Source organism: uncultured Methylibium sp. (genome assembly GCF_902826655.1).
GTDB lineage: Bacteria > Pseudomonadota > Gammaproteobacteria > Burkholderiales > Burkholderiaceae_C > Methylibium.
Window position 1 is genome coordinate 1 of sequence record NZ_CADEFR010000067.1, and the last position, 17,380, is coordinate 17,380.

A 17,380-nucleotide genomic window follows, 5' to 3' on the forward strand; every position below is an offset into this window, starting at 1 on the left:
CCCAAGGCCAAGGAACTGCGCCGCGTCGTCGAGCCGCTGATCACGCTGGCCAAGGAGCCGACGCTGGCGAACCGCCGGCTGGCCTTCAACCGCACGCGCGACCGCGACGTGGTGACCAAGCTGTTCGGCGAGCTCGGTCCGCGCTACAAGGCGCGTCCGGGCGGCTACACGCGCATCCTGAAGATGGGATTCCGCGTCGGTGACAACGCGCCGATGGCTTTCGTCGAGCTGGTGGATCGCCCCGAGCCCGAGGCCGCGGAGGCGACGGCCGAGAGCGCCGCGTGACAGGATTCGCGTCCTGCTCCGACTGACAAAGGCCAGCGCAAGCTGGCCTTTGCGCTTCCGAGCACACTCTCGCTTGTCCGATCCCGATCGCTTGCCCATGCGCCTGTTCCTTGTCCTGCTGCACATCCTGGTCTGGCTGGCCGTGCCCCGCCTGGCACCGGCCGCCGAGGACTTCCTGCCGCCCGAGCAGGCCTTTCGCTTCGAGGCCCGTGCGCTCGATGAGCGCACGGTGGAGGTCGCCTTTCGCATCACCGATGGCTACTACCTCTACCGCGAGCAGTTCAAGTTCGCGGCAGAAGGGGCTGGCGCGAGGCTGGACACGGTCGAGGTTCCGCGCGGCAAGATCAAGTTCGACGAGACCTTCCAGAAGGACGTCGAGACCCACCGCGATCGCATCGTCATCCGTGTGCCGGTGACGGCGGCACCGGCCGCGTTCCGGCTCGTCGTGACGAGCCAGGGGTGCGCCGACCAGGGTCTGTGCTACCCGCCGATGCAGAGCGCGGCCGAGGTGCGTCTGGCGGCTTTCGGCGGCGACGGCAGCGTGCGGCTGTCGACTGCGGCGTCCGCCATCGGCGGTGCGTCGCTGGCGGCGACGGCGGGCGACGGGTCGGCCAGTGGCGACGCCGGCATCGACGACGCGCTGCGCAGCGGTCGCTTCTGGGTGGTCATCGGTGTCTTCTTCGTCGCGGGCCTGCTGCTGTCGTTCACGCCGTGCGTGCTGCCCATGCTGCCGATCCTGTCGTCGATCATCGTTGGCCAGGGCGGTGACGGTACCCGCGCGCGCGGGCTGATGCTGGCCGCCGTCTACTCGCTCGGGATGGCCCTGCTGTACACGGCCCTCGGCGTGGCCGCCGGACTGGCCGGCGAAGGCCTCGCCGCCACCCTGCAGAACCCCTGGGTGCTCGGTGCGTTCGCGCTGTTGCTGACGCTGCTCGCGTTGTCGATGTTCGGCGCCTACGAACTGCAGTTGCCGGCGGGCCTGCGCGACCGGCTCAGCGCCGCGTCTGGCCGCCTGCCGGGCGGTCGCTTCGCCGGTGTCTTTGCAATGGGCGGCTTGTCGGCGCTGATCGTCAGCCCTTGCGTTGCCGCGCCGCTGGCCGGTGCGCTGATCTATATCAGCCAGACGCGCGATGTCGTGCTGGGTGGCAGCGCCCTGTTCTCGCTGGCGGCGGGGATGAGCGTGCCGCTGCTGCTGCTGGGGGCGTCGGCCGGCGCACTGCTGCCGCGGGCTGGTGCCTGGATGGAGACGGTCAAGCGCTTCTTCGGCCTGCTGCTGCTGGGCGTGGCGTGGTGGATCCTCGCACCCGTGCTGCCGGCACCGCTGGTCGTGGCCGGCTGGGGGGCGCTGCTGCTGGGGGCCGCGACTTTCCTGCACGCCTTCGACCGCCTGCCGGACGGCGCCGGCTCGGCCCCGCGGCTCGGCAAGGCGCTCGGCCTGGTGCTGGCGCTGGCGGGTGCCACGCAGATCGTCGGTGCGGCCGCTGGAGCGCGCGATGCGCTGCAGCCGCTGCAACCTTTTGCCGCGCGATCACCGGCCTCTTCCGGCTCGGTCGTGTCGACCGGCCCTGCCGGGAGCGAAGCGTCGGCGGCCGAGACGGTCGATGGCGTCGCCTTCCGCCGCGTCGCCACCGTCGACGAGCTCGACGCCGCGCTGCGTGGCGCCGGACGGCCGGTGATGCTGGACTTCTATGCCGACTGGTGCGTCAGCTGCAAGGAGATGGAGCGCTTCACGTTCACCGACCCCGGCGTGCGCGCGCGGCTGGGCAAGGCGGTGCTGCTGCAGGCCGACGTGACGCGCAACACCGATGCCGATCGCGCATTGCTCAAACGCTTCAAGCTCTTCGGTCCGCCGGGCATCGTGTTCTTCGACGCCCAGGGGCAGGAGCTCCCCGGCGTGCGCGTCGTCGGCTTCCAGAACGCCGAGCGATTCGGGCGCAGCCTCGACGCGGCGGGCCTCTGAGACTCGCTCGAGTCGCCGCGTGGTGCTATACTTTCGGACTCAGTCGCGGGGTGGAGCAGTCTGGTAGCTCGTTGGGCTCATAACCCAAAGGTCGCAGGTTCAAATCCTGTCCCCGCAACCACTTTCGAAAGCAAGACGCCCGCCTCCAGCGGGCGTCTTGCTTTGTGCGGCCGCTTCAATCCGCCGTGACCTTCGCGTCGCGGATCACCTGGCCCCACTTGGCGGTTTCTGCCGCAATGAAGCTCTCGAACTCCTCGGGCGTGCTGCCGACCGGGACCGTGCCCATGCCTTCGAGCCGCGCCTTCACGTCGTCGAGCTTCACGATGCGCGCCACTTCATCGGCGACTCGTTTGACGATGTCCTTCGGCGTGCCGGCTGGCGCCAGGAGCCCCGCCCAGGTGCTGCCGGTGAAGCCGGCCAGGCCTTGCTCGATGAAGGTCGGCACGTCGGGCAGCGCCGGCAGGCGCTTGTCGCTGGCGACGCCGATCAGCCGCACCTTGCCGGACTTGCCCGGGTTGATCAGGCCCTGCGCCGCGTCGAGGAAGAGCTGGATCTGCCCCCCCATCAGATCGGTCAGCGCTGCCGCCGCGCCGCGGTACGGGATGTGGACCATGTAGGTCCTGGTCAGTGCCTTCAGGTACTCGGTCGTCAGGTGTGCGGCCGAGCCGTTGCCGCTGGAGCCGAAGCTGACCTTGCCCGGATTGCGGCGCGCGTAGTCGACCAGCTCGGCCGCCGTCTTGAACGGCGCGTCGTTGCTCACCGCCGCCACCAGCGGCGACAGGCCGATCAGCGACACCGCCGCCAGGTCCTTGCGCGGGTCGTAGGGCAGCTTGGCATAGAGCGTCGTGTTGGCCGCGTAGGCGGCGATCACCACGCCCATCGTGTAGCCGTCCGGCGGTGACTTGGCGAGCGCGTCGACGCCGATGATGCTGTTCGCGCCCGGCTTGTTGTCGACCGTGACCGGCTGGCCCAGGCGGTCCTGCAGCTTCTGCGCGACCAGGCGCGCCGTGACGTCGGTGAAGCCACCCGGCGGATAAGGCACGACGATGCGGATCGGCTTGCCTGGCCAGGCTTGTGCGCGCACCGCCGGCGCCCCCAGCGCGGCGACGGCGAGCAGACTCGTGCTGAAACGGCGGCGCGTGATCCGGTGCTGCGGCATGAGGCTCTCCTCGGACAGGCAATGGCCCGATCCTCGGGGCCGCGTCGCCGCGGCGCATCGTGGCGATCCCGCAGTCGGCGTCGCATCGGCGACACCGACGAAGCTTCATCGCCGCGTGGCGTGCAGCTCGCGCAACTCGCGCTTGAGCACCTTGCCGATCGGGCTGCGCGGCAGCTCGCCGATGAAGTGCAAGGCGGCGAGGCGCTGGGTCTTGCCGACCTGGGCATTGATCCAGGCCAGCAGGTCCTGCGAGTCGATCGTGCCGCGGTCGCGTCGTACGACGAAGGCCACCGGCGTCTCGCCCCACTGCTCGGACGGCACGCCGACCACCGCGGCGTCGGCAACCTCCTCGTGCCGCCGCAGCACGGCCTCGAGGTCGCTGGGGTAGATGTTGAAGCCGCCCGAGATGATCATGTCCTTCTTGCGGTCGAACAGGGTGAGGAAACCTTCGTCGTCGAAGCGGCCGATGTCCCCGGTGCGGATGAAGCGCTTGCCCCGCGGGTCGAACCACTCCGCCTCGCGCGTCTTCGCGGGCTGGCGGTGATAGCCGCTCATCATTCCGGCCGAGTGGCCGACCACTTCGCCCGCCTCGCCGGGCGGCACCTCGAGCCCGGCGTCGTCGATCAAGCGGATGTCGTGCCCCTCGGCCGGCTGGCCCACGGTGTGCAGCTTGTCCGGGCGCAGGTGGGCTTCGAGGATGCAGGTGCCGCCGCCTTCGGTCATGCCGTAGAACTCGACCAGGCCGCCGGGCCAGCGCTCCAGCACGTCGGCCTTGAGTGCCGCCGAGAAGGGTGCGCTGGTGCAGAACTTCATTTGAAAGCGCCGCAGGTCGTGCGCGTCGAAGTCGGGCCTGGCCATCAGGCGTTGGTACTGCACCGGTACCAGCATCGTGTGCGTGATCCGCTCGTGCTGGGCCAGCCGCAGGTAGGCGGCGGCATCGAACTTCGGCATCAACACCACCGTGCCGCCGAAGGCCAGCGTCGGGAAGAACACCACGAGCGTCGTGTTCGAGTACAGCGGCGTCGCCAGCAGCGTCACGGTGTCTGCGCCGTAGCCGTACTTCGCGCCGCGCTGCACGTGCGCCCAGCGCATGCCGTGCGGCTGGACGATGCCCTTGGGCTCGCCGGTCGTGCCCGAGGAGTAGATGATGTTGAAGGCCCAGTCGCGCTGCACGCGCACCGCGGCCGGGCGTGTGCCGGCCGGCATCAACCAGTCCTGCAGCGAGGGCGATCCGGGCGCAGCGTCCAGCGCAACGCAAGGGCAACCCGTCGCCGCAGCGACGGCCTCCACCGCGGCAGCGTCGATGAACAATCGCTTCGCATCCGCATCGGCCAGCATGCGCTGGAGGCTCGCGACGGTCGAGCCCGGCGCGAGCGGAGCCACCACGACGCCGGCGCGCAGCGCGCCCAGGAAGACCGCCGCGTACTCGAGCGAGGCGGCCGCGCAGATCGCGACCGTGTCGCCAGGCCGCAGGCCGTCACGCTGCAGGCTGGCCGCCACGCGGTCCATCATGGCGTCGAGCTGACCGTAGTCGACCGAGCGCGTCCCCTCCACCAGTGCACGGCGCGCCGGTGCGCGGCGCGCGTGCTCGCCGATCAACCCGGCGACGGTGCCGAAGTCTCGTTGCAGCAGATCTTGCATCGCCTTGTTCTCCTTCAGGGTCGCCCGGTCCGCTCGCTCTCGTGCCAATGGCCGATGGCCCAGCGCGACAGCGCCGAGAAGGCCACGAAGATCGCGACGCCCAGCAGCGATACCAGCAGCAGCGCCGCGAACATCAACGGGATCTCGGTGCGAAAGCTCGCCTCCAGGATGCGCGAGGCGAGGCCGGTTTCGCGCCCGGCGGTGCCGGCGGTGAACTCGGCCACCACGGCGCCGATCAGGCTCAGGCCGCCGGCGATCTTCAGGCCCGACAGGAAGTAGGGCAAGGCGCTCGGCGCCAACAGCCAGCGCAGGCGCTGCCAGCGGGTGGCCCGGTACAGCGTGAACAGGTCGCGCAGGTTGGCGTCGGCGCTGCGCAGGCCGGTCACGGTGTTGGCCAGCACCGGGAAGAAGGCGACGATCCAGGCGCACAGCAGCAGCGCGGCGGTGGTGTTCTCGACGTAGATCAGGATCAGCGGCGCGATCGCGATCAGCGGCGTCACCTGCAGCACCACCGCGACCGGGAACAGCGCCAGCTCGACCCAGCGCGAGAACGCGAACGCCATCGCCAGCAGCACGCCGCCGATCACCGCCGCGACCAGCGCCAGCAGCGTCAGGCGCAGCGTGAACCACAACGACGGCGCCAGCGAGTCCCAGCGCTCGACCAGCGTCGAGAGCACGAGCGACGGCGCCGGCAGGATGTAGTGCGGGATCTGCTGGACGCGCACCAGCAGCTCCCAGCCCAGCAGCAGCGCGCCGACCAGCGCCAGCGGCAGCACGACGCGCCACAGCGGCGAACGCGGCTCAAGCATGGTCGCTCGCGCTGGCCATGGCGTCGCGCAACGCCCGCGACACCGCGACGCGATGCGCGTCGTAGCGCGCCGACAGGCGATAGGCCTCGCCGCGCGGTCGCGCTTCGTCGATGCGCGACTCGGCCGCGACGCGGCCCGGACGCGGCGACATCACGAGCACGCGGTCGGCCAGGTAGGCCGACTCATGCACGCTGTGCGTCACGAACACCACGGCGAAGCCCTGCTCGGCCTGGATCGCCAGCAGGTCCTCGCCGAGCTGCTGGCGCGTCAGTTCGTCGAGGGCGGCGAAGGGCTCGTCCATCAGCAGCAGGCCCGGCCGCGTGACCAGCGCGCGTGCGATCGACACCCGCATCTTCATGCCGCCCGACAGCTCGCGGGGGTAGGCGTGCGCAAAGTCTGCGAGGCCGACGCGGGCAAGCATCGCGTCGATGGCGGCGGCGGCCTCGCCGCGCGTACGGCCCTGCAGCCGCAGCGGCAGGTAGACGTTGTCGGCCACCGTCGCCCACGGCATCAGCGTGGGCTCCTGGAAGACATAGCCCAGCGTCGGCACGGCGCCGGACCACTGCAAGCTGCCCGCGTCGGGCCGTTCCAGGCCGGCGATCAGCCGCAGCACGGTGCTCTTGCCGCATCCCGACGGGCCGAGCAGCGCGACGAACTCGCGCACGCCGACCTCCAGCGTCAGGCCCGCCAGCGCCTGGGTGCCGCCGGGATAGCGCTTGTCGAGGGCCTGCAGGCGCAGCAGCGGCGGGGCGGTGTCCATCGGACACCGATTGTCGCCAGGGCGCGCCGCCGCGGCTCAGGGGCGCTGAGACACGCCGCAGACGCCCGGGCCGATGCCGACCAGCGGCATCGCCGAACCGTCCTTCTTCTGCACCAGCTCGACGCCGTAGCGCACCGCCACCACCTCGGCCAGGATCGCGACCGCGATCTCGGCCGGCGTGCGCGCGCCCAGGTGCAGGCCGATCGGGCCGTGCAGCCGGTCGATCTCGGCGGGGCTCAGGTCGAACAGCGCCAGGCGTTCCTTGCGCTTGGCGGTGTTGCCGCGCGAACCCAGCGCGCCGACATAGAAGGCCGGCGACTTGAGGCCCTCGAGCAGCGCCATGTCGTCGAGCTTCGGGTCGTGGGTCAGGGCCACCAGCGCGCTGTGCGGGTCGAGCTGGAGTTCGGCCACCAGGTCGTCCGGCATGGCCTTGCTGAAGCTCGTGCCGGGCAGGTCCCAGCTCAGGTGGTACTCCTCGCGCGGGTCGCAGCACACGACCTCGAAGTCGAGCGCCAGCGCCATCTGCGCCAGCACCTTGGACAGCTGGCCGGCGCCGATGATCACCAGCCGCCAGCGCGGGCCGTAGAGCGCGCGCAGCGTCTGCCCGTCGAACGAGAACTCCTCGCCGCGCGAGGCCGGCTCGAGCGTGACGCGGCCGGTGTCCAGGCGCAGCCGGCGTGCCACCAGCTCGTGGCGTGCGGTGCGCTCCAGGATGGCATCGATCCAGTCCAGCGTCTGCAGCGGCTCCTGCACCAGGCGCAGGTTGCCGCCGCAGGGCAGCCCGAAGCGCGCCGCCTCTTCCTTGCTGACGCCGTAGGTCACCAGCGAGGGCTTGCCGACGCGCTCGCCCTCGCGAACGCGGGCGATGAGATCGTCCTCGACGCAACCGCCGGACACCGAGCCGACGACGAGGCCGTCGTCGCGCAGGGCCAGCAGGGCCCCCGGCGGGCGCGGCGCCGAGCCCCAGGTCTCGATCACTGTGACCAGCCAGACCTGGCGGCCGGACGCGAACCACGCGCGGGCTTCGGTGAGTACCTGCAGATCGAGACTGTCCATGTGCTGCCCTTCGGGATGCGACTTCAGCGGGTGGCGAAATAGATCAGCGCCAGCACCACGGCTCCCCCGATGATCCACCACAAGCCCTTGCCACCGCCGCCGGCAGGGGCAGGCGCCGGCGCTGCGGCCGGGACACCAGCCGGCGCGAGCTGCTGCACGAAGGCCGAGAAGAAGTCCTCGGTGATCTTGCCGGCCGCGGCGTCGATCAGGCGCGAGCCGATCTGCGCCAGCTTGCCGCCGACCTGGGCCTTGGCGGTGTAGCTCAGCTTCGTGCCGCTGCCCTCGGGGGCCAGCGCGACCGCGGCCGAGCCCTTGCCGTGGCCGGCCACGCCGCCCTGGCCGTCGAAGTGGATGGTGTAGGAGTTCGGTGCCTGCACATCGCTGAGCTTGAGCTTGGCCTTGAAGCGCGCGCTGACCGGGCCGACCTTGACCGCCACCGTGGCGTCGAACTGGTCTTCGCCGATGCGCTCGAGCGACTCGCAGCCGGCGATGCAGGCCTTCAGGATCTCGGGATCGTTGAGCGCGGCCCAGGTGCGGTCCACCGGGGCGGGGATGAGGCGTTCGCCTTGCAGTTCCATGATGTCGTCGGGGTCAGTGAAGGAAATCGGAGGCGGCCGGTGCGCGCCGTGGCAGCGCGCCGAGCGCACGGCCCAGGTCGGCCAGGCTGGCCAGGTTGTGCACCGGCAGGTGGCGGTCGACGTGCGGCAGCAGCGCGCGGACCCCTTGCGCCCGAGGCTCGAAGCCATCGTAGCGCAGCAGGGGATTGAGCCAGACCAGTCGGTGGGCGTGGCGGCGCAGTGCGGCAGCGGCCTCGGCGAGCTGGCCGCCGTCGTCACGGTCCAGGCCGTCGCTGACCAGCAGCACGGCGGCGTTGCCGCCCAGCAGCCGGCGCGCCCAGCGCTGGTTGAACTCGGCCAGGCTCGAGGCGATGCGGGTGCCGCCGCGCCAGTCCTGCACCAGGGCGTCCGCCTGCTCCATCGCCAGGTCGGGGTCGCGGTGGCGCAGGCAGCGCGTGATGTTGGTGAGGCGGGTGCCGAAGGTCAGCGTGTGCACGTGCGGGTAGCGGCGCACCAGGCCGTGCACGAAGTGCAGGAACAGGCGTGAGTAGCGATCCATGGAGCCCGAGATGTCGAGCAGCACCACCAGCGGCGGCAGCTCGCGGCGCGGGCGCGTGCGGCGGGGCACCAGCGCGTGCGGCGTGCGGACCATGCCGCGCAGCGTGGTGCGCAGGTCGATGCGGCCGCGGGCGGCCGCTTCACGGCGGCGCCGCACGACGGGGTCGACGGGCAGCGCGATCTGCGCGGCCAGGCGCTTGGCGAGCGCGTACTCGGCCGCGGTCATGCTCTCGAAGTCGGCGCGCTGCAGGCGCTCGCGGTCGGAGAAGGTCAACGCGGCCTCGAACCGGTGCTCGTCCTCGGCCGCGGGCGGTGCAGCCGGCGGGTCGACGGGACGCGGCGCGGCCAGCGCTTCCTCCAGCCGGTTGCGGCGCGGCGTGCGCTCCTTGTCGCCGCGGCCGCGCACCTTCGGCAGCATCATGTGCATCAGCCGCTCGAGCAGCTTGGGATCGCGCCAGAAGGCGGCGAAGGCCGCGTCGAAGAGGGCCTGCTGCTCGTGGCGATCGAGCATCACGGCCGACAGCGCCGCATGCACGTCGGCGCGGCGCTCGAGGCCGACGAGCTCGAGCGCACGGGTCGCCTCCAGCACGCGGTCGGGCCCCACGGCCAGGCCGGCCGTGCGCAGGACGCGCGCGAAGTACACGATGTTCTCGGCGAGCATGGTTCAGGGCGCTAGTCCAGCAGCGCCTTGGCGCGCAGTTCGTCGAGCAGCTTGCCGGCATCGCCGCCCTGCAGCCGTGCGATGTCGTCCTGGTATTTCAGCAGCACGCCGAGGGTGTCGTTCACCGTCTGCGGGTCGAGGCGGATCGCATTCAGCGCGACCAGCGCATTCGTCCAGTCGATGGTCTCGGCCACGCCGGGCGCCTTGAACAGATCGAGCGTGCGCATGCGCTGCACGAACTCGACCACCTGCTGCGACAGGCGCGCACCGGCGCCCGGCGCCTTGACGCGCAGGATCTCCAGCTCCTGCTCGACCCCCGGGAACTCGACCCAGTGGTAGAGGCAGCGGCGCTTGAGCGCGTCGTGGATCTCGCGCGTGCGGTTGCTGGTGATCAGCACGATCGGCGGCGCCGCGGCGCGCAGCGTGCCGAGCTCGGGGATGGTGAGCTGGTTCTCGGCCAGCACCTCCAGCAGGAAGGCCTCGAAGGGCTCGTCGGCGCGGTCCAGCTCGTCGATCAGCAGCACCGGCGAGCGTGGCTGCGTCAGGGCGGTCAGCAGCGGCCGCTCGATCAGCAGCTCGCGGCGGTAGAGCGAGGCGCGCAGGCTGTCGCGCTCGGCCTCGTGCGTCGCCGCCTGGGTCGCTTCAGCCAGGCGGATCTCGATCATCTGCCGCGCCACGTTCCACTCGTAGGCGCTCTGCGCGATGTCCAGACCTTCGTAGCACTGGATGCGCAGCAGGCGCGTCCCCAGCACGGTGGCCAGCGCCTTGGCCAGTTCGGTCTTGCCGACGCCGGGTTCGCCCTCCAGGAACAGCGGGCGGCCGAGCTTGAGGCTCAGGAAGAGGGCGGTGGCCAGCCGCCGATCGCAGAGGTAGTCCTCGGTCGCGAGCAGCGCGATGAGGGCATCGACCGAATCGGGCAGCGCCAGCGTCGTGGCATCGGTCATGTCGCCGGGCTGCCCATTCGATCTCTACCGTGCGAGGGCCGCAGCGACCGCGCGCTTGGCCATCACCGTGATCATCGCGGCACGGTAGGCGGCACTGCCATGCAGGTCGCTGTTGATGTCGGTGCTGGGCACGGCGATCTTCGCCACCGCGTCGGCGGTGAAGCTCTTGCCCAGCGCGTCTTCCATCGCCTTGACGCGGAAGGCGCTCGACTTCGCCCCGGTCACCGCCACCCGCGCGCCGCCCGCGGTCTGCGCGACGAACACGCCGACCAGCGCGAAGCGCGACGCCGGCTGCTTGAACTTGATGTAGGCCGCACGCTGCGGCTTGGGGAAGTGCACGGCCGTGATCATCTCACCGGGCTGCAGCGCGGTCTCGTACAGGCCCTTGAAGAAATCGTCGGCGGCGATCGTGCGGCGATCGGTGTGGATGGTCGCGCCCAGGCCCAGCGCCGCCGCGGGATAGCAGGCGGCCGGGTCGGCGTTGGCCAGCGAACCGCCGACGGTGCCGCGGTTGCGCACCATCGGGTCGCCGATGCCGCCGGCCAGCTCGGCCAGCGCGGGGATCGCGCGCTGCACGTCGGCCGAGCGGGCCACGCTGGCGTGCGTGGCCATGGCGCCGAGCGTGACGCCGCCGGCGTCGACCTTGATCGCGCGCAGGTCGGCCAGGCCGCCCAGGTCGACCAGGCGTTCGCTGCTGGACAGGCGCAGGCGCATCGCCTGCACCAGGCTCTGGCCGCCGGCCAGGTAGCGGGCGTCGCCCTTGGCGGCAGCCACGGCGGCCGACGGGTCGGCGGGACGTTGGTAGTCGAAGCTGTACATGTCTTGGCTCCTTGCGTCGTTCAGGCGGCGTTGTTCGCGAGGCGCCACACGCGCTCGAGCGTGGCCGGCATCGGCACGTCCTTCACGCCCAGGGCATCGGTCAGCGCGTTGATGAAGGCGGGCGGCGATCCGATCGCGCCGGCCTCGCCGCAGCCCTTGACCCCGAGCGGGTTGTGGGTGCAGGGCGTGACGACGTTGTCGACCACGAAACTCGGCAGGTCGTCGGCGCGCGGCATCGTGTAGTCCATGTACGAGCCGGTGAGCAGCTGGCCGGACTCGGGGTCGTAGGCGCAGCCTTCCAGCATCGCCTGGCCCAGGCCCTGCGCGAGCCCGCCGTGCACCTGGCCCTCGACGATCATCGGATTGACGAGGTTGCCGAAGTCGTCGACCGCGACGAAGGACGCGACCTGGGTCTTGCCGGTCTCCGGGTCGACCTCGACCTCGCAGATGTAGGTGCCCGAGGGGTAGGTGAAGTTGGTCGGGTCGTAGAAGGCGTTCTCGTTGAGGCCGGGCTCGAGCTTGTCGAGGGGGTAGTTGTGCGGCACGTAGGCCGTCAGCGCCACCGAGCCGAACGGCACCTTCCTGTCGGTGCCCTTGACCTTGAACTCGCCGTTCTCGAACTCGATGTCGGTGTCGGACGCCTCCAGCAGGTGGGCCGCGATCTTCTTGCCCTTGGCGACGATCTTGTCGACCGCCTTGACGATCGCGGTACCGCCCACGCTGAGCGAGCGGCTGCCGTAGGTGCCCATGCCGAAGGGCACGCGGCCGGTGTCGCCGTGGACGATCTCGACGTTCTCGGGCGGGATGCCGAGCCGGGCACCGACCACCTGCGCGAACGTGGTCTCGTGACCCTGGCCGTGACTGTGCGAACCGGTGAACACCGTCACCGTGCCAGTCGGGTGCACCCGCACTTCGCCGGCCTCGAACAGGCCGGCGCGCGCGCCCAGGGCGCCGGCGATGTTGCTCGGCGCCAGGCCGCAGGCCTCGATGTAGCAGGAGTAGCCCAGGCCGCGCTTCCTGCCCTTGGCCGCGGACGCCGCCTTGCGGGCGGGGAAGCCCGCGACATCGGCGATCTTCAGCGCCTTGTCGAGATGGGCCGCGTAGTTGCCGCTGTCGTAGGTCAGGCCGACCGGCGTGGCATAGGGGAACTCGGTGATGAAGTTCTGGCGGCGGATCGCGGCCGGGTCCATCTTCATGTCGCGAGCCGCCTGCTCGACGATGCGCTCGACCACGTAGGTCGCCTCGGGGCGGCCGGCGCCGCGGTAGGCGTCGACCGGGGCGGTGTTGGTGAAGACGGCCTTCACGTCGACGTAGATCGCCGGCGTCTTGTACTGGCCGGCCAGCAGCGTGGCGTACAGGATCGTCGGCACGCTGGAGGCGAAGGTCGACAGGTAGGCGCCCATGTTGGCGACGGTGTTCACGCGCATCGCGAGGAACATGCCCTTGTCGTCCATCGCCATCTCGACCGTGGTCGCATGGTCGCGGCCATGCGCGTCGGTCAGGAAGGCCTCGCTGCGGTCGGCGGTCCACTTGATCGGGCGGCCGACCTTCCTGCTGGCCCACACCAGCGCCGTCTCCTCGGCGTACAGGAAGATCTTGGACCCGAAGCCGCCGCCGACGTCGGGTGCGATCACGCGCATCTTCGACTCGGGGATGCCCAGCACGAAGGCGCACATCAGCAGGCGATGCACGTGCGGGTTCTGGCTGGTGACGTAGAGCGTGTAGCTGTCGTCGTGCTTCGTGTAGTGCGCGTTGGCGGCGCGCGGCTCCATCGCGTTGGGGATCAGCCGGTTGTTGACGAAGTCGAGACGACTGACCTTGGCGGCCCTGGCGAAGGCCGCGTCGACCGCTTCCTTGCTCCCGTGTCCCCAGTCGTAGCAGGTGTTGTTCGGGACGTCGTCGTGCACCGCCGAGCCGGCCTTGTCGGCCGTGCGGATGTCGATCACCGCGGGCAGCTCGTCGTAGTCGACCTCGATCAGCTCGGCGGCGTCCTTGGCCTGCAGGATGCTCTCGGCGACGATCAGGGCGACCTGGTCACCGACGTGACGCACCTTGCCCTGGGCCAGCACCGGGTGCGGCGGCTCCTTCATCGGCGAGCCGTCCTTGCTGTGGATCAGCCAGCCGCACGGCAGGCCGCCGACCTTGGCCTCGGCCAGGTCGGCCCCGGTGAAGACGGCGACCACGCCCGGCGCGGCCAGCGCCTTCGAGGTGTCGATGCTCTTGATCCGCGCATGCGCGTACGGCGAGCGCAGGAAGAAGCCGTAGCTCTGCCCCGGCAGCACGACGTCGTCGGTGTACTGGCCGGCGCCGGTCAGGAAGCGGGCGTCCTCGCGGCGCAGCAGCGGCTTGCCGATGGGGGAGTTGGACATGTCGGTCATGGCGTGCTCCCCGGCTCAGGCGGCAGCCGGCTGCTTGCCGGACTGCACGAACTGGATCGACTTGACGATGTTGTGATAGCCGGTACAGCGGCAGATGTTGCCTTCCAGGCCTTCGCGGATCTCCTGCTCGGTGGCCTTGGGGTTGTCGGCCAGCAGCTGCACCGCCGACATCACCATGCCCGGGGTGCAGAAGCCGCACTGCAGGCCGTGGCACTCGCGGAACGCAGCCTGCATCGGATGCATTGCACCGTCCCGGGACAATCCTTCGATCGTGGTCACCTCGCCGCCCTGGGCCTGAAGCGCCAGCATCGAGCAGGACTTCACCGCACGGCCGTTCAGGTGCACGGTGCAGGCGCCGCACTGGGCGGTGTCGCAGCCGCTGTGGGTACCGGTCAGCTGGAGGTGCTCGCGGATGAACTGCACGAGCAGGGTGCGCGGATCGACGATCTTCTCGACCGCTTTGCCGTTGACGGTCAGACGCAGGGTGGCGCTCACGGTGTCTCCTCAGGTGATGACACGCTGGCGCAGGGGCTGGCCAACGTTTCAGACCATTGTTGGAGTCACGCAGGAGCCCACGTAAGACCGTGGGTTCCCTTATGCAAGTCCGTTCCTAGAGTCCGACAGGCGCGGACCATCCGGCGGAGCCACGTCCGCGGCCCCGCAATGAGATCCGGGCCGGCTCAGCCGGCGCTGCTGTCGCTGGTCGCCGCTGCAGCGGCGGCCGCCGCGAGCTTCTTGCTCCGCGGGTTCTTCTCGCACAGCGGTTCGCAGACCGGCTGGCTGCGCCCCAGCACCTTCTGCATGGTGCGGCGGTTCGGCGGCTGATGGGCGCCGCAGAAGAAGCAGGACATCGTGTTGGTCGCGCCGGAGAACGCGCCGGGCCGGGGCGAGAACGGTGAGCCCGGGGCCTTGCTCGTGTAGCGCAGTCCGTCTTCCTGGATGCGGGTCGTGGTGTCTTTGCGTGAGGCCATGCCTCTATTGTCTCAGGCTTGGCCGGGTTTTGTCGTCACGGGGCAACCCTCAACGCCCGCTGTCGGGTATTGCGGGTGTGAGTGGACGCTACAGGCCAGCCTCAGCGCCGCGTGAGGACCAGCGCCAGCTCGGCCCAGTCAAGGCTGGGGTGCGGCACGGCGGCATACGGCGGCTTCGGCCAGTCCCAGTGCGTGCCCGTGAAGAGCGCGCGCAGTGCATTCACGTCGACGTGGTACGGCGGGCCCTCGATCTGACCTTCGGCAGCGCTGTCGCGGCGGGCCTGCATCGCCAGCAGCGCGAGCCGGCCGCCCGGGCGCAGCCACGAGCGCAGGGTCGCCGCATAGGCCGTCCAATGGTCCGGATGCAGGGCGCACAGGCAGGTCTGCTCGTAGACCGCGTCCAGCGGCTGGGGTGGCTGCCACTGGAGCACGTCGGCCTGATGGATGTCGGCCCGCAGTGCAGCGGCGGCGAGCCGCTCGCGGGTCAGAGCGACGGCGCCTGGCGCGTAGTCGAGTGCGGTGACGACGAAGCCGGCGCGGGCCAGGGTCTCGACCTCGTGCCCGCTGCCGCATCCCGGCACCGCGACGCGCGACGGCGGCGACAGCGTGCCGTCGGCCAGCCAGACCGCCAGCTGCGGGCTGCTGCGGCCGCGGTCCCAGGGCAACTGTCCGTCATCGAAGCGCTGCTGCCAGAAGGCGACATCGGGGCCGGTCATGCCCCGGAGTCTAGGCCCGGCTCAGTCGTCGATGTCGTGCAGCAGCTTCTGGGTTGCAGGGCCCGACAGGTTGAGGAGCTGGCCGACCGCGGCGACGTCGTCCGGCACCGCCGGGTTGGCCCAGCCGCGCGCCGGATCCTCGGTATGGCGCGCGACGCGGATCGCCAGCACCACGCTCTGCACCTGCGGATGCGCTGCATGGCTGTCGTCGCTGACGTGCACCAGCAGCTCGGGCAGCGCCCAGGCCCGCATCAGGGCCTGCTGCAGCGGGTGCAGTTCGATGCCCAGCACCTGTCGCTGGGCCAGGGCCGAGCGCAGGGCCGGATCGGCCTGCTGGCGGCGATCGATCTCCAGTGCCAGCGCGGGCGCGTGGCACCACAGCAGCATCTCGGCGAAGTCGTGCAACAGCGCGGCCAGCTGGACGACAGCGGCATCCTCGTCCATGCGGTGGACCGCAAAGCCGAGCGCGAAGTTGGCGGCTCGATGGGCGCGGCGCATGACACGGCGCAGGCCGGCCATGGCCGTCGGCTCGGCAGCGAGCAGCGCTTCCACCATCGGCAAGGCCGCGAAGCTGCGGAAGAAGGGCCCGATGCCCATCATCACGAGCGCGGCGGTGACGGTCTCGGGGCTGCCGCGCTCGTCGCTGATGCCGCGCGCGCGCCGCGCCTGGGCGACGGCGGCCAGCAGCTTCAGGGCCATCAGCGGGTCGCGGCCGACCGGGTCGGCCAGCTGGTGCGCATCGACGTCCCCGCGCAGCGCCTCGGCCTGGGCCAGCAGGGCCAGCTCCTCGGCGGTGGCCGCCAGCACGGGGATCGCCGCGCTGTGGAAGCGGGCGGTCCAGTCGGCAAGCTCGGTCGAGGGTCGGATCAACATGGGCGATGCGCCTCGCGATCGAGGCGCTTTCGGGCAATGCGCTCCTTATCGGCCGGCGGCGCACGAACTGAAGGCCCGTCGACCGTCCCGGGCTGCCGCAGCGCGACAGCCCGGGGTCGGGCGCGGACTCATGGCCGCCTCACAGGCGCGTCACGCCGCTCAGCCAGCCGGCCAGCTGACCGTCGACGTAGAGCGCACCTTCCGGCGCACCGGCTTCGGCATGGAACTCCAGCCGGTCGGGCTCGTCGACGGTCGGCAGCGCGGCCGGCACCGCGCGGTGCTGCAAGCGCACCGCGACGTGCAACAACGCCGAACTGGCGCGCAGCAGGCTGGCGACCAGCACGAGCCGCGCGGCCTTCAACAGACTCAGGAACGGCGCTTCGTGCGCCGGGCTTCGACTCCAGGTGGTCCACATGATCGGGGCTCCTCGGTGGGCCGCGCGCCGGGGCGCGGCCGGATCGGTTCAGGAATGGGGCGGGTGCAGGTCTTCGACCTCGCGCTGCAGGGCGCGGCGGCCCTGCTGCCGCAGGGCGTGGCCGTTCTTGCCGTGCATGCCGGCCTGCCGGAAGCGGGCAGCGGCGACGAACGGGTTGCGCGGCTGGATGCGGCGCAGGGTGAGGGCGGTCTGGCGGTTCTTCATGGTCATCTCCTTGACGGACGGAATGGGTGGCGCGGACTCGCGTCCGCAAAGCAAACGGCCCGGGTGCTGACGCATCCCGGGCCGTGAGGCTGAGGCTGAGCGGACTCAGCGACGGGGTAGCGTTCCCGGCGAAAGCCGGTTCCACGAACGACGCGACAGCCGGGCCTGGCCCGAGCGTCGGGTGGCGCGGACCGACACGCTGCAGCGGGCAGGGTGCGGGAAGGTCTGCGAAGGCATCGGGATCAAGGCAACTCCGGGGCAGGGTGGCGGGCGGGGCGTCGCGGCGATGGGGCCCGGGGACTTCGACTGCGGCGGGCCGTTTGCAGCTTGACCGAATGATAAATATCAATTTATCTTGGTCAAGTCCCTTGAGCTAGGGGCTGACCCGGATCAGCGCTTGCGTTTCAACGGCGCCACACCGGCGCGGGCCTTGGCCCAGAGCGTGTCGCCGTCGACCGCCGACGCTGACGTCCTGGGCGCTTTCGCGGCAGGCTCGGCCGGCGCTGCGACCAGCACTTCGCCCAGCAGCTCGAGCAGCCGCGTGCGCGCGCGCTGCGGGTGGCGGCGGTAGTAGGTCAGCACCAGGCCGACGA

General features: G+C 70.9%; 18 protein-coding genes, 1 tRNA gene and 1 pseudogene. 3 read left to right on the top strand and 17 right to left on the bottom strand.

Features of this window, described 5'->3' with window-relative positions:
- From rplQ to QZV97_RS17880, 3 genes are all read left to right on the top strand, one after another.
- Positions 1 to 285, top strand: a 285-nt coding sequence (gene rplQ, locus QZV97_RS17870; RefSeq protein ID WP_295645700.1) for a 50S ribosomal protein L17, incomplete at its 5' end; no start/stop codon positions are given.
- Positions 286 to 382: 97 nt separating this feature from the next.
- Positions 383 to 2,245, top strand: a complete 1,863-nt coding sequence (dsbD, locus tag QZV97_RS17875) for a protein-disulfide reductase DsbD (protein WP_295645703.1) — start codon at positions 383 to 385, stop codon at positions 2,243 to 2,245.
- A gap of 44 nt (positions 2,246 to 2,289) precedes the next feature.
- Positions 2,290 to 2,366, top strand: a tRNA-Met gene (locus QZV97_RS17880).
- Between the two features lie 54 nt (positions 2,367 to 2,420).
- Here the strand turns inward: QZV97_RS17880 and QZV97_RS17885 are convergent.
- The 17 genes and pseudogenes from QZV97_RS17885 to QZV97_RS17965 form a co-directional block, all read right to left on the bottom strand.
- Positions 2,421 to 3,404, bottom strand: coding sequence for a tripartite tricarboxylate transporter substrate binding protein (locus QZV97_RS17885; protein WP_295645706.1), 984 nt, complete (start codon positions 3,402 to 3,404; stop codon positions 2,421 to 2,423).
- A 105-nt stretch (positions 3,405 to 3,509) separates the two neighbouring features.
- Positions 3,510 to 5,045: a class I adenylate-forming enzyme family protein gene (locus QZV97_RS17890; protein ID WP_295645708.1), complete on the bottom strand. Its 1,536-nt coding sequence runs from the start codon at positions 5,043 to 5,045 to the stop codon at positions 3,510 to 3,512.
- Between the two features lie 14 nt (positions 5,046 to 5,059).
- On the bottom strand, positions 5,060 to 5,854 hold the full coding sequence (locus QZV97_RS17895; RefSeq protein WP_295645710.1) for an ABC transporter permease: 795 nt from the start codon (positions 5,852 to 5,854) through the stop codon (positions 5,060 to 5,062).
- Positions 5,847 to 6,614 (bottom strand): ABC transporter ATP-binding protein, encoded by a 768-nt coding sequence (locus QZV97_RS17900; protein WP_295645713.1) that lies wholly within the window; start codon positions 6,612 to 6,614, stop codon positions 5,847 to 5,849. The genes QZV97_RS17895 and QZV97_RS17900 overlap by 8 nt, the downstream gene beginning before the upstream one ends.
- 36 nt (positions 6,615 to 6,650) lie before the next feature.
- Positions 6,651 to 7,670, bottom strand: a complete 1,020-nt coding sequence (locus tag QZV97_RS17905; RefSeq protein WP_295645715.1) for an XdhC family protein — start codon at positions 7,668 to 7,670, stop codon at positions 6,651 to 6,653.
- A 23-nt stretch (positions 7,671 to 7,693) separates the two neighbouring features.
- Positions 7,694 to 8,248, bottom strand: a complete 555-nt coding sequence (locus tag QZV97_RS17910; protein ID WP_295645718.1) for a carbon monoxide dehydrogenase subunit G — start codon at positions 8,246 to 8,248, stop codon at positions 7,694 to 7,696.
- Positions 8,249 to 8,261: 13 nt separating this feature from the next.
- Positions 8,262 to 9,446 carry a VWA domain-containing protein gene (locus QZV97_RS17915; RefSeq protein ID WP_295645721.1) on the bottom strand — a complete coding sequence of 395 codons (1,185 nt, stop codon included), beginning with the start codon at positions 9,444 to 9,446 and terminating at the stop codon, positions 8,262 to 8,264.
- An 11-nt stretch (positions 9,447 to 9,457) separates the two neighbouring features.
- The gene (locus QZV97_RS17920) at positions 9,458 to 10,390 is read right to left on the bottom strand and encodes a MoxR family ATPase (RefSeq protein WP_295645724.1); all 933 of its coding nucleotides are present in this window, start codon (positions 10,388 to 10,390) and stop codon (positions 9,458 to 9,460) included.
- Positions 10,391 to 10,414: 24 nt separating this feature from the next.
- Positions 10,415 to 11,209 carry a xanthine dehydrogenase family protein subunit M gene (locus QZV97_RS17925; RefSeq protein WP_295645727.1) on the bottom strand — a complete coding sequence of 265 codons (795 nt, stop codon included), beginning with the start codon at positions 11,207 to 11,209 and terminating at the stop codon, positions 10,415 to 10,417.
- 20 nt (positions 11,210 to 11,229) lie between these two features.
- A complete protein-coding gene (locus QZV97_RS17930; RefSeq protein WP_295645730.1) occupies positions 11,230 to 13,587 on the bottom strand; it encodes a xanthine dehydrogenase family protein molybdopterin-binding subunit in 2,358 nt (785 codons plus the stop codon).
- Positions 13,588 to 13,602: 15 nt separating this feature from the next.
- A complete protein-coding gene (locus QZV97_RS17935) occupies positions 13,603 to 14,082 on the bottom strand; it encodes a (2Fe-2S)-binding protein (protein WP_295645733.1) in 480 nt (159 codons plus the stop codon).
- A gap of 185 nt (positions 14,083 to 14,267) precedes the next feature.
- Positions 14,268 to 14,558, bottom strand: coding sequence for a hypothetical protein (locus QZV97_RS17940; RefSeq protein WP_295645736.1), 291 nt, complete (start codon positions 14,556 to 14,558; stop codon positions 14,268 to 14,270).
- 101 nt (positions 14,559 to 14,659) lie between these two features.
- Positions 14,660 to 15,274 carry a methyltransferase domain-containing protein gene (locus tag QZV97_RS17945; protein ID WP_295645739.1) on the bottom strand — a complete coding sequence of 205 codons (615 nt, stop codon included), beginning with the start codon at positions 15,272 to 15,274 and terminating at the stop codon, positions 14,660 to 14,662.
- Positions 15,275 to 15,295: 21 nt separating this feature from the next.
- Positions 15,296 to 16,147: an HDOD domain-containing protein gene (locus tag QZV97_RS17950; RefSeq protein ID WP_295645742.1), complete on the bottom strand. Its 852-nt coding sequence runs from the start codon at positions 16,145 to 16,147 to the stop codon at positions 15,296 to 15,298.
- Between the two features lie 139 nt (positions 16,148 to 16,286).
- On the bottom strand, positions 16,287 to 16,562 hold the full coding sequence (locus QZV97_RS17955; protein WP_295645744.1) for a hypothetical protein: 276 nt from the start codon (positions 16,560 to 16,562) through the stop codon (positions 16,287 to 16,289).
- Between the two features lie 48 nt (positions 16,563 to 16,610).
- Positions 16,611 to 16,787 (bottom strand): hypothetical protein, encoded by a 177-nt coding sequence (locus tag QZV97_RS17960; protein ID WP_295645747.1) that lies wholly within the window; start codon positions 16,785 to 16,787, stop codon positions 16,611 to 16,613.
- A 390-nt stretch (positions 16,788 to 17,177) separates the two neighbouring features.
- A pseudogene (locus QZV97_RS17965) lies at positions 17,178 to 17,380 on the bottom strand (hypothetical protein); the annotation flags it as partial.

What these genes read in the sequence shown, in the direction of transcription:
- QZV97_RS17895 (WP_295645710.1), bottom strand. Translation starts at nt 5,854, where the DNA reads ATGCTTGAGCCGCGTTCGCCGCTGTGGCGCGTCGTGCTGCCGCTGGCG.
- QZV97_RS17930 (WP_295645730.1), bottom strand. Translation starts at nt 13,587, where the DNA reads ATGACCGACATGTCCAACTCCCCCATCGGCAAGCCGCTGCTGCGCCGC.
- QZV97_RS17925 (WP_295645727.1), bottom strand. Translation starts at nt 11,209, where the DNA reads ATGTACAGCTTCGACTACCAACGTCCCGCCGACCCGTCGGCCGCCGTG.
- QZV97_RS17905 (WP_295645715.1), bottom strand. Translation starts at nt 7,670, where the DNA reads ATGGACAGTCTCGATCTGCAGGTACTCACCGAAGCCCGCGCGTGGTTC.
- QZV97_RS17920 (WP_295645724.1), bottom strand. Translation starts at nt 10,390, where the DNA reads ATGACCGATGCCACGACGCTGGCGCTGCCCGATTCGGTCGATGCCCTC.
- QZV97_RS17960 (WP_295645747.1), bottom strand. Translation starts at nt 16,787, where the DNA reads ATGAAGAACCGCCAGACCGCCCTCACCCTGCGCCGCATCCAGCCGCGC.
- QZV97_RS17885 (WP_295645706.1), bottom strand. Translation starts at nt 3,404, where the DNA reads ATGCCGCAGCACCGGATCACGCGCCGCCGTTTCAGCACGAGTCTGCTC.
- dsbD (WP_295645703.1), top strand. Translation starts at nt 383, where the DNA reads ATGCGCCTGTTCCTTGTCCTGCTGCACATCCTGGTCTGGCTGGCCGTG.
- QZV97_RS17950 (WP_295645742.1), bottom strand. Translation starts at nt 16,147, where the DNA reads ATGTTGATCCGACCCTCGACCGAGCTTGCCGACTGGACCGCCCGCTTC.
- QZV97_RS17955 (WP_295645744.1), bottom strand. Translation starts at nt 16,562, where the DNA reads ATGTGGACCACCTGGAGTCGAAGCCCGGCGCACGAAGCGCCGTTCCTG.
- QZV97_RS17945 (WP_295645739.1), bottom strand. Translation starts at nt 15,274, where the DNA reads ATGACCGGCCCCGATGTCGCCTTCTGGCAGCAGCGCTTCGATGACGGA.
- QZV97_RS17940 (WP_295645736.1), bottom strand. Translation starts at nt 14,558, where the DNA reads ATGGCCTCACGCAAAGACACCACGACCCGCATCCAGGAAGACGGACTG.
- QZV97_RS17915 (WP_295645721.1), bottom strand. Translation starts at nt 9,446, where the DNA reads ATGCTCGCCGAGAACATCGTGTACTTCGCGCGCGTCCTGCGCACGGCC.
- QZV97_RS17900 (WP_295645713.1), bottom strand. Translation starts at nt 6,614, where the DNA reads ATGGACACCGCCCCGCCGCTGCTGCGCCTGCAGGCCCTCGACAAGCGC.
- QZV97_RS17910 (WP_295645718.1), bottom strand. Translation starts at nt 8,248, where the DNA reads ATGGAACTGCAAGGCGAACGCCTCATCCCCGCCCCGGTGGACCGCACC.
- QZV97_RS17890 (WP_295645708.1), bottom strand. Translation starts at nt 5,045, where the DNA reads ATGCAAGATCTGCTGCAACGAGACTTCGGCACCGTCGCCGGGTTGATC.